Here is a 16,148-nt window from a genome sequence, read left to right as displayed (position 1 = left end):
TTAGTCAATTTGTTGGAAAAATGCGCTGTAGAATTTGTTGTTTCCATTCTGAGATTTCTGGTAGACCAGAATTATTTGATATTAAGCAAACTTCCCAATGTGTCCTAGCATTATCCAAGTCACCTAACGCTTCTTGTGTTTTTGCTAGCAAGCAGTGAGCATCTACTCTTCGAGAATCTAAATTCACCGATTTCTGCAAGTAATCTTTGGCCTCTGCATAACGCTGTTGTTTGAATCTTGCCCAGCCTAAATTTTTGTACAAGGCTGCTTGCCATACTGGATCTGAAGTGCCTTTCAATCCTTCAAGTGCTAGTTGTGCTGCCTCAGAGTATTTTTCTTGTATATTTTTGAGACGTGATAAATTATTGACAGCATTCATCGGTTGATTCTTGCCGTACTTAATCGATAACTTGTATTGCTGCTCTGCTTGGTCATATTGACCTTGTTCATCGTAAAAATTGCCTAGATTATAATGCAGTTCCCAAGCATTAGGCTTAAGGTTGAAAGCTTTTTGGTAGTTTTCAATTGCACAGTTTAAGTCCTGAGTTACCTGGCAAGCTACTGCCAAGTTATTATATATTTCATCATCTTGTGGATTGTAAATTAATGCTAACTCATAATATTTTTTAGCTATTTCAGGTTCATTCATATAATGTCCAGCTTGATTAAAATAGTAACCTGATAAAGCAAGATTAATTTGTCTATAACTACTATTAATAATCACTATTAATAAGCCTGTCAAAAAGCATTTAAATATATTTGAGATCAAAAAACGATTAAGTTTTAATTTAAATGGTAAACGCTGCAAACGTTCCAATATTACTTGAGTTGTCTGTGGGCGTTGTCCTGGAAAAGGAGCCATCATGTCATCAAGTAAATCAGCAAGAGGCTTATCAATATGTGGTGCTTTATCTCTCCAGATTAGTCTTCCTGTGTTTTGATCTATTGGTAATTCCAATAGTGATATCCCTGTTAACAAATTCACAAAAGTTCGCCCCAAAGCATAAAAATCTGATTGAGGCAATGCTTGACCGTTAAGTTGTTCAAGTGGAGAAAATCGAATCGTTCTAACAACTGTTACTTCATATCCACTACTGAAGCGTGTTCTTTTATTTACTCCACTAGCACCAACTTTTGCTAAATATGTTGTGGTAATCTGTCTGGCTGCTCCAAAATCAACAAGTGCCAGTTGACCATCAGGTTGATGAATAATATTTTCTGGTTTAATATCTCTATGAAAAAAGCCGGAGCGGTGTACAGATTCAAGAATATCAACTAGTTGTGCTAACCAATTCATTGCTACTTTTTGAGAAATTCTTTCATAAGATTTTAACCACTGTTGTAAATTTTCTCCTTCAATTTTTTCCATTATTAAACAGTGCAATACTAGACGACCGTCCTTCAGTGTAAAAGTGAAATAGTCATCCACACCACACTTAGGAACTCCTGGATGATATAACGTCTGTAATATAAGTGATTCTCTCTGAATCAGGCGAACTAATTTAGGATCGCTCCACCTAAGTACTTTCAATACTCTGATTCTAGATTTTGTCCCCCATGACGGCTCAACATCTTCAACCTCAAAAACATCTGTATAGGCAGATGGATCTTCATCCAAAGAACGCAATGGGCGCAGTAAACGAATGCGCCCATCTATTAGTAAAGGATTACCACAAGCTAAACAATTTTCAGTATCTTCAGGATTATGCCGCCTACTACACAAGGGATTTATACAGTAGCTCACGGAGAGTTTTGCCCCTGTACATAACTGGTTAATTCTTTCTTATTTGATGATTTATATACTAAACCGTATGGATCTACTAAGATATATTTCTTAATAACTGGTTCCATACCATAGCTGAGTTCATGCTTACTTGATTTCTTACTGGCTTCAATTAACGAGCGTTGCTCTAAAACTTCCAAAGCTGATATTACCTTTGAAATTGACATTTCTTCTAATTTTAATCGCTCTTTTAAATCATTAATAAGCTTTGAGAAAGGGATTAAAACAGAACTTTTTGCCATCTCCTCAGCTAAGTAAACCATTACTTGCTTTTGAAGATCAGTTAAAAGCCCATTTTGTCCAAATTGGAGATTTAACATCGCCTCAACTCGCGGGCCAATTACAGTAGTCCTATAATCGAAAAATTTTTCTAAGCTTCCCCCAAAAATGCGATTTATTCGCTCAGAAACAGCCTCTAGTTCTGACGGATTCCCACGATATGTTTCAATCAATTCTTTACATTTTTCTCCAGCTATGCCCTTTCCACGCATTAACTGGATTGCTGCATCTTCTTCTAAACCTTCTATTTGAATAGATACAATAGATGAGTTTACATTCACATAAGCAATTTCTTTTAAAGGCACTTGGCTTGTTACAATTACACAACTCTGATGTTTTTCTTGTGTGATTCCAACAAAAAAATCTTCGTATTCTAATCTTTTTTCAAAAATATTTACTGGCGCTATGGCTTCAAAACCATCTAATACCAATAGACAACGATGTAATTGCAAATGATTTAACAATAAAGATAGCTTGGTCTGAAGAGTTATATATTCTGCTTGTTCTATATTAAAAGTATTAATTAAATCAGTAACTAAATTATCAATTGTTGAAGAACGGTTTATTCTTTTCCAAATAACATATTCGTAATTCTTTGAATCTTCTAATAGTATTTCTTCGATTAACTTTGACGCTAGTATACTTTTCCCAATTCCAGCAATTCCAATTAATGATATACACCTTTTTTTAAAAATATTGACTTCCCTTTTTAAAATACTTATCTCATATTGTCGTCCATAAAAGGATGTTATTTTTGGAAATTCCCCATACAATCTAGTTGTGCCTATTAAACGATCAACATTTTGGTATGACGCTTCTAGCTTTTTCAAGTATTCTTTTTTTGCTAGTTTAAGCAAAATATTTCTTAAAGTTAATTTTTTTACTTGCACTCCCTCTCCAACAACTTCTGTAAGCATTGTCCACAAAGGAGTACCTACACCAGTCTGCAAATAATGCACATTATACCCCGAATCGTTTGCTATCTCCTTATAGTCTTTACCATCCCAAGACCCTTTGATTAAAACCATTTCAGAGGGCAACAAATATCTTCCGGTATGCTGAAGCACCCGCTCTTCCAAAATCTCTAGTACTGCTTCTAGGTCTAAATTTTTATTTGAAGACATACTTACCTACAATAGTACGTTATTAGCATTACCATAATACCTATTCAAATTTCACCTAAAACTTTTATATAGCTTTTTTACAATTTTTAATAAAAAGCTACTTGCTATCATTACCTTTTACAGGATATAAGTTTAGAGTGCTACATTGCATAAATAATAACACGCTGTCTAGAAGTGTCACTTAAGCTACAATTGAGCTTTAAGTACAAAAACTCAAGGAGGCAGAGGCTCAGGTGCAAATTTTGGAAGTAATAGTAGAGGCAAAATCTGCGGTAAGTACCGTCTGAGCGAAAGTCTCTTTCTATTAAACATTATGTAAGGTTATCACAAGTCCTTATATACTCCAAAAACACTTATAGACTAGGGAGATATTGAAAACTCAAAACCAAAAAAGAAGATAGCGTCGATACCAAGCGACTAGAACTTCTGTAAAATCAAGCTAATTGGAGCAAAACATGGAGGAAAATATGAAACCATCAAAAAGCCTAAAGCACAAAGCGCCACTAAGGAGTAGGCGCTTTGTCTTTTTGTAAAATTCATCGTTTAAAAGAGCGGGGTTGATCTCGAAGGAACAAAAGAAATTGTCGTTGAAGTTTGGCGACCAAGACGACTGCTAAATTTGTCCGAGAGTATAATCCGCGCTACCAGATCCATTATAGGATCTGCCGCTTGGAAAGTCCATTCCTTGCGGTGTGTTTTGCCTGTCGAAATTCATAAATTTTTTGTAAAGTTAAGTTTGATGAAGAAAAATTGCGAATTTTATAGCAAAAAGCAGCAGCGCGAATAACAGTTACCAGTTACCAGTTACCAGTTACCAGTTGGAATTTACAGTCATTGATAACTGTCAACAATTGACTGTTAACTGATACAGCCCCCTTTGAGCTTGTCAACCAAGTTATCAGGGGAAAATATCATGACAAACAAAGAACGCCCCAAGAGCGCTGTAGTTGAGCGCATGGGGTCGAGTGCAGCTTTCGCACGGCAATTTTGTGCTGTGACGAAGGGAAATTTTCGGAATATCCAGGCTAGAGCAAGGGTTTCGCAGCTTGAAAGAGTTCTCTCTAAGGAATTCCGAGGGGAGAACCGATGAATGCCTCTTCAACTGAATATCCAAACAATCTCACGGCAGCGGAATACCATGAGTTGTTAGCTGGTAGCGCCATTCATCCGGCGTTGATTAAGCGCAACTTTTTCCATGTAGAGGGAGAATCAGTTTATGATTTCCTGTTCATATCTGATAAAATCCCACGTAAGAATGCGGGTCGGGTAACAGATGGATACTTAAAGCTGTATCAGCATTTGCTGTTGGGTGGGACGTGGATTCAATCACTTGACCCATTCAAGAACTGGCAACCAATGGAGTGGGGAAGGATCAAGCCCAACTTTCCTCGTATTGATTGGCAAAAAGGGAAACCCGTCAAATACGAGTCGCCCCCCAAAACCCCCAACCGCGTTACCTACTTTGATGTCGCTAACCCCATCTGGGACAAAGTTGCAAAGCGTTATTTAATTAAGCGCTATCATTCACTTTTAGCATTGCGCTTACTGGATCAACTCAATCCACTAATATTTTGGGAGTGGGTAAAGCAACATCCAGAGATTCCGGTTATCTTATGCGAGGGCGAAAAAAAAGCGGCCTGCTTGCTGAGTTTAGGGTTTGTAGCGATCGCACTTCCGGGAATTTGGAACGGGCGCGTGGGCAAACAGGATTTTGATGAACGGTTGCATCCTGACTTAGTACCAATGGCTCAGGCGGGGCGCAAGTTCATAATTCTTTTTGACTACGAAACTTCTTCTAAAACCAGGTGGTCGGTGTTTCAAGCCACTGTTCGCACTGCCAAAGCGATTGAGGCAGTAGGTTGTGAATGTGAAGTTGCGCTGTTACCAGGCCCAGAGAAAGGTGTTGATGATTTTGTGGTAGCCAGGGGTGAAGATACTAACGCTCTACTGACCGCAATCATCGATGATGCTAAATCACTAAAAGATTACCAGCGCTCATATCGGGCTAAGAAATGGGGACTTAGCAAATACAAACCAGATGTCACCGTTAATGTCAAGTATCTCTCTGAGGCTTTGTGCATTCCTGAACTTGAAGAAAAATGCAATCTGCCTGAGCTTTATGAGCTTGAAAAGGAACAACTTTTCACGCCATCTATAAAAGGACATCAAAGAAAGAAGGAGTCTACGGATTCTGGCGGAGTTGATTCATCCAAATCGAAGAAATCCCCTAGCTTCAATTTCCCAAAATCAGGACTGGTCGTACTCTGGAGCGACATGGGTACTGGCAAAACTGAACTTATGCGCTGGTGGCGTGACCAAAATCCTGATGCGCGGTTCCTCAACAATGGACATCGGGTTAACTTGTTGAAAAATCTTGCCGAACGTTTGCGGACGGCGATGTATTCAGACTTGGGTTACACAGGTTTAGCCCAGGCCCAAGCCCTTAGTATTACTATTGACAGCTTGCATAAGCTGAATACCCAGTCTCTCACCTACGGCTGCATATTTATAGATGAAGCCTGCCAATACCTTACCCACCTGCTGCACAGTAATACTTGCAAACAGCACCGTGCAGCAATCCTAGAAGTACTGGAATATATAGTATACAACGCACCGTTAGTGGTGATTGCCGATGCACACATGGATGATTTAACGGTAAACTTCTTTCTTGCAATGCGACCAAAAGGTGAAGTACCTTACATCATTAAAAACGAGTGGCGAAACGGTTCACGCACAATTTATTGGTACGAGGGGGATAATTCAAGCGCCATAGTCGCCCAAATCTCGGCAGCGCTGATGCTTGGTGAGAAAGTTATGGTTGCAAGTGACAGTAAGCGTTTTATCAAAAAACTCGACAAATCCTTTACTATCAAGTACGAAAAGGCAGGAGAAGGGGTAAAGGGGAAAGGGGAAGGGGTAAAGGAAGAATTAACAGATTCCTCCACCCTTTCCCCCTTACCCCTTACCCCTTGCCCAGTCCGTAGGACTTCATGGCGTATCTGGTCTGTTCATTCAGATAATTCTGGCAGTGATGAGAATGTCGCTTTCATCAAAGATATCACCAACGCCGTCAAAAACTTTGATGCCTTGTTCACCTCTCCCAGTCTCGGTACTGGTGTCGATATTTCGGAGTATCATTTTGATTTAGTGTTCGGTGTGTTTCACGGCGTTTCCCAAACTGCTACTGAGTGTGCCCAACAGCTTTACCGTTATCGTCCAAAAGTCCCGTTTCATATTTGGGTGGCCCCGCGTCCCCCCTTTGGTTACAAGGATACAAACGCATCCAAGATTAAAGAGCGCTTGCTCCAAACCAATGAAATGACCGCTTTTCTGTTGCGGATTGACAGAGAAACGGGTAAGCGGGGGGCGGAGAAAGATTGGGCGCTTGAGGCTTACTGTCAAATTATGGCTAACCGCCACTATTCTCTCAATAATTTGCGTGATGACTTGCGATCGCTTCTCACAGAAATGGGCAATACATTTATATATGTGGGCAGTGATGATGATGAGCAATCTCTTGAAAGTCTAAAAGCAGCAGCACAAGCTTTGGATAGTGCCCACAATTCGGCTGTTGCCAAGGCCAAGAATATTACTTTGAGCGAGTACCGTGCCCGTCAAAGCAAAGATTACCTTGACCCTAATGAAATTTTTGAATGCGAAAAATTCCGCATTTCTGATTCTTACGGCATCGAAGTAACCGAATCACTCGTAGAAATGGATAAAGGTGGTCGCTTAATTAGAGCCCTAGCTGGACTTGAAGCCATTTTAGCCCCACCCGAAGAATCGTTTACTGACCCCAAAACTGGGCAAACTTATCCTACCCCACCAACAATTGTCACCCAAAAAGACCGCACCGAGCGCGACAATCTACCTTTGTGCATCGACTGGGGCAATTATTCCGCACGGTGGCTGGCTAGATTTAACCTGGGGCTGCATCAAATTCTCGCTTCTTTAATGAAGGGTGATGAAGTTACTGCCGATGACCCCACCTTACTCAAGATGACGGAGATCGCTATACATTGTGCTGCTCACGTCAAAGCAATTCTTGGGTTTACTATTCCCCTAGACTGTAAACCTATTTGGTTGCTGGCCACTTTAGTAGAACAGCTGGGGCTAAAGCTGACTTTCCGCAAGCAGGGCAAGCGCGGTCAACAGGTGAAACTTTTTTCTTTATCTAAAGAGGAATTAGAATTTGCAATGCATGTAATTGCTCATCGCGTGGAAAAGCGTAATCAAAAAGAAAATCGAACCTATTACGCTGCTCAAAACCCTGCTGCGTATAGTGTAAGCCCTAATCAGCAGCCCGTATCCACACCCCCCCCTGATGCTATAGGGAACTCCCATTGCCAAGGGGAGGATACTACCGAATTTGAGTCGCCTCCGACCGATCGCATTACTCTACTCCACTGCGTAGAAATACTTCGCTCTGGCATTTCTTGTGGAGTGGACGCAATTAAAGGCATCCTCAAGCGATGGCAGAGTGATTTGCGCTGGGAGACGGTACTGGAACTTGAGGCGATCGCCGCGAGTGAATTGCGACTTGTCGAGGCTCAAATCCCGGAATTTTACAGCTTGCTAAGTGAAGAGGTATTGCCGATTGAGGGATAAAGCCTACGCTGCAAATGAGCTACGTAACCTAGAGCAATCTGTGCCTCATTTTTATCATTGGCTATCGCTTGATGTGCTGCCGATGGAATTGTAAATGGCTTTTTGGGAAAATCCTTATAGCCTTTATTTACTCTCATTCCTGTCTAGATCAACTAAGAGGTATTTCCTGATCTATCACTCCGTTGATAACTTCGTGTTATCCGCATTTCGCATGTCTTGATTGTTGCTGCTCATTGATGGCGGTGATAGCATCGACAACGCCGCGATCGCACCCCGGACTTGGGATGGTTCCACCTCCAAATAATTTTGCAGTTGCTCTAAGCTGCGATGTCCACTGATTTCTTGGATGACTCTCAGAGGGATTTGGGCATTGCTCATGAAAGTGAGTGCGGTTCTCCGGCAACTGTGTGTGCTTGCTCCTTCGATGTCCGCACGTTCGCAAGCTTGTCGGAAGATTAGGCTTGCATATTCTGAGTGCAAGTGACCGCGCCCCCATCGACCAGGAAACAAAAAACCGTCACGGGAGTTTGTCGGTTTGTAAGTAGCTAAGAAGTTCCTTAGTTCTGACAAAATCGGAATGCTGCGGGTAGCTAACTTTCCCTTTGTATTCCCTTTACGGATGATCAGCTCTGCTCTGATCCGTCCCTTGCTGTTATAAACATCTTTAATTTTTAGGGTAACTGCTTCATTGACGCGGCAACCCGTGTACAGCATCACGCCTATTAGGGTTCTGTCTCGCTCTGTGGTTAACCCCAAAGTAAACAGACGCTGGATTTCTTCTGCCGACAAAACCTTTGCCTTCCCGTGACGGTCAATTTTCACAGCCCCGAACCCCCGATAGTTAATCATTATCGCCGATGCTCCCGTCCCAGGATTTATTTCGGTGAAAAAAGTGTGGAACTGTACTGCAATGTGTACTAGTTTCTCTACCGTTTCCCTTTCCCTGTTCACGGACAAAGTGAAAATTGTGGCAGTTTGTCAAAAGAGGCAGGGGAGCGGGGAGCTCTTAGCTGGGGGGAAGATTGGAAGAGAGCTTGTACTCCGACCAATCGAGAACGAGAGAGGAAGGGCGGGGCTTGATACCCATGTTCCGCTCCGCTTCACGGCTTCGGGGCAGGGATTGCTACCCCTGCTCCGAAGCCTCTTCGGTCAGCAACAGAATACCCCCGTCACCTGTAGCCAGAACGGTGTACTAATGCTGTACTATTCCCCTGCCATTTAAGCGCACAGGAGAAAAAGCCGATTACCATTTGGGACTGCCATCGCTCGTGCTGCACAAGCATTGACATCCTCACCGCCGTGAACGCACTCTTAAGAAGGAGTAATGAGTAATAAGTAATAAGTAATGAGTAAATACCCATTTTTCATCCACTCATTACTCCTTACTCATTACTTTAAAGCCGTGCTGGAAACACGGGGTTTTAAACCCATTTTTCTGATAATCACCTTTATCATGATGAGCGATCGGTTGACTCAATCACTCTTCGTCCCAGTTTACCTAGTAGTTCGCCAAGTGAACTTGGCGGGGTAAAGGGTAAAGGGGAAGGGGGAAAGGTTTCAAATCCCTTACCCCTTACCCCTTCCCCCAGCCATCACGCAGCATTTTTGGGTTGGCAGACTACTAGCCACTACCTTTCTTCATGCCATTGGGCTATAGCCAATGCCCCTATATTGAAAAACCTAAAGATAGGTGAAAAAAATAAACTAAAAATGGCTTTATAGTTAATAAGTGATATAAAAAATTAAAGAGCATACTCTTAACAGTTAACTACACAAATATTACAGGTGTAGGTTTGGGTTAGAGAAAACGGGCAAAGGTGATTATTTTAAGAAACTTGTACAAAATTCTTCCCTGCTTCTGTTGTTTTCATACCAAATCAAGCTTATTGGAATAGCCCGCTATCTAATCGCTATAAAACTATAGAGTCATTTTAAGTTTATTTTTTGAGAGTGGTTTAATTCCTCTATAAAAAATTCTTCAAAAAAGGAAAAACGGACGGGTAAAACTTGCTCCCCAAAAACTCAAACTTTTCTCAGCAGCGATCGCCACCGAAAAGAGCGAGTACGCCATCGCTTAGGCTTAGTATCAGCCTAACCCAAAGTATAGTGTCAGAAACTCGCTCAAGAAGCCAGATCGCGATTTTACTGGAAAAGCTTGAGTAGATAATGAGGGCATTTGTTGTAAGTGAAAGGGACATTAATTTTAAAAAACTGGATTTACAGAGCTAGACCATCATTTAAATTGCACAGAGCTAAAAAATCGAGCGTTTGGACACTAATTATTTAAAACTGACAACTAATTCTTTAATGGACACCAGGGCTTAAAAGCAGGGGCAACTTTTAGAGACGCTATGCGTAGCAAGATCCCCGTAGGGGTACAGACTTACTATACTGAATGCAATTATTGCTTTCTTACTCAGCAATCTAACTAAGTACTCAGCACTGTTTCGATGAGCAAAAATTAGATAAAGCAATCCTGCAAGCGTTTAAGCCTGAGATAATTTTTGATCGCCAATGGTAGCCGTTGGCAGTAACATCTCTTCATAAAAGGCATTGCTTGAGGAATGCGCTGAGGCATTTGGCGATGATACTATCAAGGTAATTCATCATGATGAATTACACGATTTAATAAGCGTGGCCAGTCCCAGTTTACCTAGATGACACGTGAACATGAGCAATACAGGGCGTAAAAAAAAGCTGGCATCTTTCAACTGTGACCAAAGGATTTGGGAGCAGTTTATCGCCCGTTGTAAGTCAAAAGGGACGACCGCAACAGCCACGCTGATCGAATTTATCGATCTCTACTTAGGCGATTCCCAAGATAAGGTTGATACAACAGGTGGTAACGATTTAGACGAACGCCTAGACTCAAAGATTAAGGCAAGTGTAGAGAAGTACTTAGTGGAAAGTAATAAAAATCACAGTAGTCCGACTAATGAAATGATAAGAGCTATTTGCGAAAGACTTGATAAGCTCGATTCAGAGTTTTCAAATGAATCTAATAGCAATCAAACTACAGCAATTGATAATCTCGCCAATTTAGAACAAAAAGTGGAGAAGATGTATGCCCGAATGACACAGTTGGCTGAGGCGATCATTAAAATTCAAGACTATCTCAACAACCAACAAAAGCGGGGACAGAAATCGCACTACAATAATTCATCATTCAAAGTGCATACTCCCAGAATGCAACCGTTAACTGAAGAAGGTTTGGCCAAGAGGCTTGGTGTAAGTGAAGAAAGTGTACGCAAGGAGCGAATTAAACTCCCCCCACCGCTTTTTGTAGCATGGTGTAAGGGCAAAGATAGATCCGGTATTGGGTGGGAATTTAACGAAAATACGGGATTTTATCATCCGGTAAGTTAGTAATTTTATTCTTTTCAAGAATTTCGGAATTTACACTGACTCGCCCGCCGAATAGAGTGATTGCAGATAATGACAATTAGGAGCTTTAGGTGCAGCGAAAAATCGAATTAAAAAGGGGTTTTGATAATACAACTGTTGAAGCATATTTGGTTGATTTAGAACAAAGACATGTTGATGATTATGTTAATGAGTGGGTCGAAAAATTAAGGTTATTTAGTCAAGAAGATAAATACTGGGACTGGATATTTAAATTAAGATATATTGGCAATCAACAAAATCTTGAAGGTTACGCAGTTGAGTGCGAAAACAAAACTCAAGGATTGATGATAATAGAAACACAAATGCACGGTTCTCGGTTGAATATTGGTAAGAGGTTAGTTTATATTGATGGCATTGCCACTGCCCCCATTAACCGAATCGAGATTCAACGCCCACCTCAATTCAAAGGTGTTGGTCAAGCACTGTTAAATTTCGCAAGAATTAGAAGTGTTGAGTTAGGGTATGAAGGTAGAGTTGGGTTGCATTCCTTACCAAGGTCTGAAGGATTTTACGAAAAACAAAACATGTTGAACTGCGGTTCGGAAGAAGAATATGAGAATTTAGTTTACTTTGAGTATGGTGTATTGAGACGAAGATAAAGTCCGAGCGGGTAAAAATTTATGAATCATCAACAGCAAAAGGATAATTTTGAGGCAAACGAGTCAATAACAACCCAAGAAGCTATAGATTTACTTTTTGGTGAAGGATGGCTCGAAGAGGCTGTTTGCATCGAAGATGAAGCAAATTGCACTATTGGCGCTGGTTTGGATTGGGGTAATGCATTACCACCTTTAATGCTCAACCTTCCTTTATTTGGCCGCCTATCAACGCTGCGTGTATCTCTCAACCGCGAAGTCAGGCTAATAATTGAAACATGGGATTTAGGTATAGGTACAACTTCTGCAACAGAAACTGCAAGGGCACGCATTAAAGAGCGGTTGCTATCCCCTTCGTCTGAGCTAATACCTCACTTGGAAGCTACTTTGTTGCAAGATGATTTATACAATGAAGAGTTTATATCTAACCGAGAAGCTCTAAAATCCTTACTTGCAGTAGTTCTTACTGATTCTGATAGAGAAGAAATTGCAGAGAAGGCTGCGAATTCAATACGCACACAAGTTATGTCTCAAGTGGATTTTTCCGGAAAACTTTCTGCGTAAATATAATCACAATAATATCAGGTTCATGAAGTGGTTTGTTGGACTACTTGGCAAACCATAAAAGAAGTAGTTCACAAGCAAGTTTGCGACATTACTATTTCTGAACCGTCGGCGAAGGGGTGTGTACAGAGGCTTGCGAATTCAGTTGTTCAATCGATTACTTGGCACTCATAAAGAACTGACCAGACACCACTAAAGTAATTCTTCTAATTACCTTTCTTCCACTCATCAAATGATTGACAAGCTTTCCCTGTAGGAATTAGCCCATTGGAGGATACACCAAAATTTGTAAGAGTTGCATTTTCTATTTGTGCATTTGCGACAGCATCTCGCAATATCTTCTCTTTTTCCTGTTTTGGCACGATTTCTATTTTCGCATCTTTAGGTTGAGGATTACTGCCTTTCTTTAGTGGAAATTCTCTGACAACATATAATTGCTCTTGTTTAGCAGTACCTGATGCAAGACATCCCCTAGATTTGACAAAAAGAGTTGAGTCCGATGAAATATCAGCAAAGAAGCTAGGCTTAGTGATAAACTTTATTTCTCCAGCAGGGCCCCATACATAAATGGGTGTCTGGAAACCTTGAGTAGGAATATCTTTAGTTTCATCACAGCCCAAATTTATTTTTCTATTTAAATCTACGCCAGCATTCCCACAAACTTTCCAAGTTACTTTGTATAAATCAGGCGTACTCTCGACAAACTGTTTGAACTTTTGCTCTCGCTCTGCTTCTACTGCTTTTTGAGCATAAGCAGCTTTTTGTTCTGGTGATTGGCATGAAGACACTCCCAAGCTTAATAGTAAAGCAAGTGCATAAATCTGGTTTTTGTTAAGATTGAATATCATAAAAACACCCAAATCAGCATAATTTTTTGTCACTATTTTAGCAGTTAATTAAGGTTAAAAATCAATTTCATTAAATATATTTACTTGATTTATGGATAGATATAGCAAATAGTAAATATGAAAAACAGTTGAGATTTAAATACTAATATAACTTGCAGTTTACTGATCATATAGCAGTGAATTTAAGTAAAATTGCTCACTCAGACAATGCGGATAAATTAAGAAAGAATGGCATATTGTACTCAAAAAGCAAGAGGTAAAAGTACTGTATTTTTCAATACTTTTATCTGTAGAAAGAATTTTTCACAACTTTTATGATCTGGATGAACTCACCTAAAAAACTGATGAATACTGGGCTGATAGAGCAAGTGTTTGAGCTGATAAAACTAAACAATCCTTTGATTGCGGTAGAATCTCCACTGCAAGAGAGGCTTAGATTTTTAACAAATCTGGCGAGGATGTGTGCTTACCAGAATATTAACTGTTATTTGTGGACACTGGAAGATGACCATCTGCATCAGTTGCTTTGCAATGGGCAAGACTTAAACCTTTTGCCAGTAGCTGAATATCAAGCCAACGCTAAAAATAGGCGAGAAGATTATTTTGAGATTTTGCGGTTCTGGAAAACTACCCACTTAGAAGGAATTTTGATAGTAGAGGGTATATTTCCCTGGATTGGTACAGGAACAAGCGATCCTGATTTCTTTTTGACTAGCGAGTGGATCAAGTCTGCCTTGATTAATTTAAAGCTTTATAACACCAGTTCAAACAAAACAGCCCTATTACTGGGGTCAAATGCCAGCCTGTCATCTGACATTGCAGCACTTGCGCCGACAATAGTTCAACAACTGCCAACAGAGGAGGAAATCAGCGATTACTTAGCATCAATACTTTCCACAGAGGTAAGCGAAGAGGAAATCAAGGAAATAGCTCAAGCATCTGTAGGGATGTATATAGCAGATATTGAGTTTCTGATCAAAAGCGTGAGTAGGCTAGATAGTGAAAGTCATGGTCAAGAGTTGGTTAAAAAACTGTCTGCCTACAAAATCAACTTACTTAAGCGAGTTTACAACATAGAATTCTTGCAACCAGTGACAATTGCAGTCGGGGGTTTAGAACTGATGCAAGAAGCATTTAAGAAATACAAGCGGCTGCTCTCACCACTGGCGAGAGCTTATAATTTGCGATTACCCAAGGGAGTGTTATTAATCGGGCCACCAGGCACAGGTAAATCTCACTCAGCTAAAGCTTGTTCCCAGCAGATGGGAATACCATTAATGATCGTAGAGTGGGGTAACTTTCGCAGTTACGGCAACATGGCGGAATACAAACTCAAAAAATTATTGGCACTGGCAGATAGGATTAATCGTATAATATTATACTTTGACGACTTCGATAAGGGATTTGCGGGAGATGATGATTTATCACGAAGACTAGCGGGGATGCTGTTAACCTGGATGCAAGAAAGGACTAGTGATGTATTAATTATTGCTTCTGCCAACAACATTGAATGGCTACCACCAGAACTGACCAGAAGCGGGAGATTTGACGACATTTTTAAGGTGGATTTACCCAATAATGGGGAGCGACACTCAATTTTTAAAATTCACCTTGCCAGATTTGATTATCGGTTCCGTGATAGAGATGGGTTCAGTGATGAAGAATGGCGTAGACTGCTCAAAGCGACCCATCGCTGTGTAGGTGCGGAAATCCAAGCAATTGTGGAAAGGGCGGCTATCTCTACTTTTTGCCTGATGTTCACAGACGATGTTCCACCTATGGGTGAACTGCCGCCGCTAGAAATTAGACTTGAAGCATTATTGTCAGCAAGAAATAATATGAATCCTCTGGCAATCCGGGAAGCTGAACGGATTGAGGGTATGCGAAACAAAGCTGATTTACAAGGTTTACCGTCCAGTCCCCTTGACTCAAGTGTATATAGTGTCGGCAATGTCAATATTTTTGGTTAAATTATGCAATTAGTCAAAATTCCCACAACCATCGACTTATATGCTGCGGCTTACAAACTGTTAAATATTCTTGGCCCAATTGCGGGAATATCAATTATTGTCGCTTCAACAACTATCGCTTACTTGCAAACTCGTCCCCAGCATTTACCCATAACGCAGATGCTCACCTACAACAATCGCACATTCAAGTTGGAAGTAGCCACCACACCTGTTGAATTAAAGAAGGGGTTGAAGTTTCGCAATCATTTGCCCAGCGATCGCGGGATGTTGTTTAATTTGGGCAAGGAGTATAAAGCTGTCCCCTTCTGGATGGAGGGGGTTAAAATTCCTTTGGACATCATTTTTATAAAAGACAATGTGGTGACGACAGTTATTTACAAGGCTCCACCCTGTGCAAAAAATCCTTGTCCAATTTACAAGGGTAGTGTTGCTACTCAGGTTTTAGAACTGCCCTCTGGTACTGTTAAAATTCAAGTCGGCGACAAGCTCAACATCCAGCCGTTATCGGTTCCATACTGATGAGAAAACCAACAAAGGGAAAAAAGTCAATAGGCAATCTGGCGCTTATTTCTCTAAATTTCATCAATGAATATAAAATTGTATACCTATATAATTTTAAATACTGATAATAAACAGCTATAACATCTATATAAGCAGTCTACTTGCTAGATTTACTGTAAAATAGATTGTATTAAATATTCTATGTAAGCAAAGGTACGGTTTTTTTTAGTACTTTGGTTTGTAGGTTTTGTGGGTGAAAACCCGAATAATATGCGTATCGTTTTAGGAGAACGAAATGCATACTTACGGCAACGAGACTGAAAGGTTTGTTAATACCGATACTGCTGCTGTACTGGCTTCAGAAAAAAAGAACAGCACGATAACAAATAGTACACTAGTGCTAATGGGAGCGACGGGTGCGGCAATGATCGTGTCGATGTCAGTCCATAACATCCTCTTAGGTGGATTGA

Annotated in this window: 12 protein-coding genes; 8 read left to right on the top strand and 4 right to left on the bottom strand. The window is 40.6% G+C overall.

Going from position 1 to position 16,148, the window contains the following annotated elements; translation table 11 throughout:
- Window positions 1-4: 4 nt before the first annotated feature.
- Both A4S05_RS05490 and A4S05_RS05485 read right to left on the bottom strand, forming a co-directional pair.
- A complete protein-coding gene (locus A4S05_RS05490; protein ID WP_084226990.1) occupies window positions 5-1,744 on the bottom strand; it encodes a serine/threonine-protein kinase in 1,740 nt (579 codons plus the stop codon).
- Window positions 1,741-3,186, bottom strand: coding sequence for a helix-turn-helix domain-containing protein (locus A4S05_RS05485; protein WP_069068822.1), 1,446 nt, complete (start codon window positions 3,184-3,186; stop codon window positions 1,741-1,743). Before A4S05_RS05485 ends, A4S05_RS05490 begins: the two co-directional genes overlap by 4 nt.
- A 913-nt stretch (window positions 3,187-4,099) precedes the next feature.
- Between A4S05_RS05485 and A4S05_RS41365 the strand changes: the two genes are divergently transcribed.
- Window positions 4,100-4,276 carry a hypothetical protein gene (locus tag A4S05_RS41365; RefSeq protein WP_176726922.1) on the top strand — a complete coding sequence of 59 codons (177 nt, stop codon included), beginning with the start codon at window positions 4,100-4,102 and terminating at the stop codon, window positions 4,274-4,276.
- The gene (locus tag A4S05_RS05480; RefSeq protein WP_069068821.1) at window positions 4,273-7,794 is read left to right on the top strand and encodes a plasmid replication protein, CyRepA1 family; all 3,522 of its coding nucleotides are present in this window, start codon (window positions 4,273-4,275) and stop codon (window positions 7,792-7,794) included. The genes A4S05_RS41365 and A4S05_RS05480 overlap by 4 nt, the downstream gene beginning before the upstream one ends.
- Window positions 7,795-7,968: 174 nt before the next feature.
- On the opposite strand, the gene A4S05_RS05475 is transcribed toward A4S05_RS05480, so the two are convergent.
- Window positions 7,969-8,643, bottom strand: coding sequence for a tyrosine-type recombinase/integrase (locus A4S05_RS05475; protein ID WP_370684399.1), 675 nt, complete (start codon window positions 8,641-8,643; stop codon window positions 7,969-7,971).
- A gap of 496 nt (window positions 8,644-9,139) precedes the next feature.
- On the opposite strand from A4S05_RS05475, the gene A4S05_RS40045 reads away from it, so the two are divergent.
- From A4S05_RS40045 to A4S05_RS05455, 4 genes are all read left to right on the top strand, one after another.
- Window positions 9,140-9,325 (top strand): hypothetical protein, encoded by a 186-nt coding sequence (locus A4S05_RS40045; RefSeq protein ID WP_141699650.1) that lies wholly within the window; start codon window positions 9,140-9,142, stop codon window positions 9,323-9,325.
- Window positions 9,326-10,464: 1,139 nt separating this feature from the next.
- Window positions 10,465-11,160, top strand: coding sequence for a hypothetical protein (locus A4S05_RS05465; protein ID WP_069068819.1), 696 nt, complete (start codon window positions 10,465-10,467; stop codon window positions 11,158-11,160).
- A gap of 89 nt (window positions 11,161-11,249) precedes the next feature.
- Window positions 11,250-11,798 carry a GNAT family N-acetyltransferase gene (locus A4S05_RS05460; protein WP_069068818.1) on the top strand — a complete coding sequence of 183 codons (549 nt, stop codon included), beginning with the start codon at window positions 11,250-11,252 and terminating at the stop codon, window positions 11,796-11,798.
- A 21-nt stretch (window positions 11,799-11,819) separates the two neighbouring features.
- Window positions 11,820-12,359, top strand: a complete 540-nt coding sequence (locus A4S05_RS05455; RefSeq protein ID WP_069068817.1) for a hypothetical protein — start codon at window positions 11,820-11,822, stop codon at window positions 12,357-12,359.
- Between the two features lie 206 nt (window positions 12,360-12,565).
- On the opposite strand, the gene A4S05_RS05450 is transcribed toward A4S05_RS05455, so the two are convergent.
- Entirely contained in the window at window positions 12,566-13,240 is a 675-nt protein-coding gene (locus A4S05_RS05450) for a hypothetical protein (protein WP_084226989.1), read from the bottom strand.
- 311 nt (window positions 13,241-13,551) lie between these two features.
- Here A4S05_RS05450 and A4S05_RS05445 point away from each other — a divergent pair, with 311 nt between their 5' ends.
- Together A4S05_RS05445 and A4S05_RS05440 are read left to right on the top strand one after the other, a co-directional pair.
- On the top strand, window positions 13,552-15,177 hold the full coding sequence (locus tag A4S05_RS05445; RefSeq protein WP_069068830.1) for an ATP-binding protein: 1,626 nt from the start codon (window positions 13,552-13,554) through the stop codon (window positions 15,175-15,177).
- Between the two features lie 3 nt (window positions 15,178-15,180).
- A complete protein-coding gene (locus tag A4S05_RS05440) occupies window positions 15,181-15,696 on the top strand; it encodes a DUF192 domain-containing protein (protein ID WP_069068816.1) in 516 nt (171 codons plus the stop codon).
- The last annotated feature ends 452 nt before the right edge of the window (window positions 15,697-16,148 follow it).

This window comes from Nostoc sp. KVJ20, assembly GCF_001712795.1.
Classification (GTDB): Bacteria; Cyanobacteriota; Cyanobacteriia; order Cyanobacteriales; family Nostocaceae; genus Nostoc.
The sequence above is the reverse complement of the archived record's forward strand: the minus strand, read 5'-3'. Positions and strand labels throughout refer to the sequence as shown.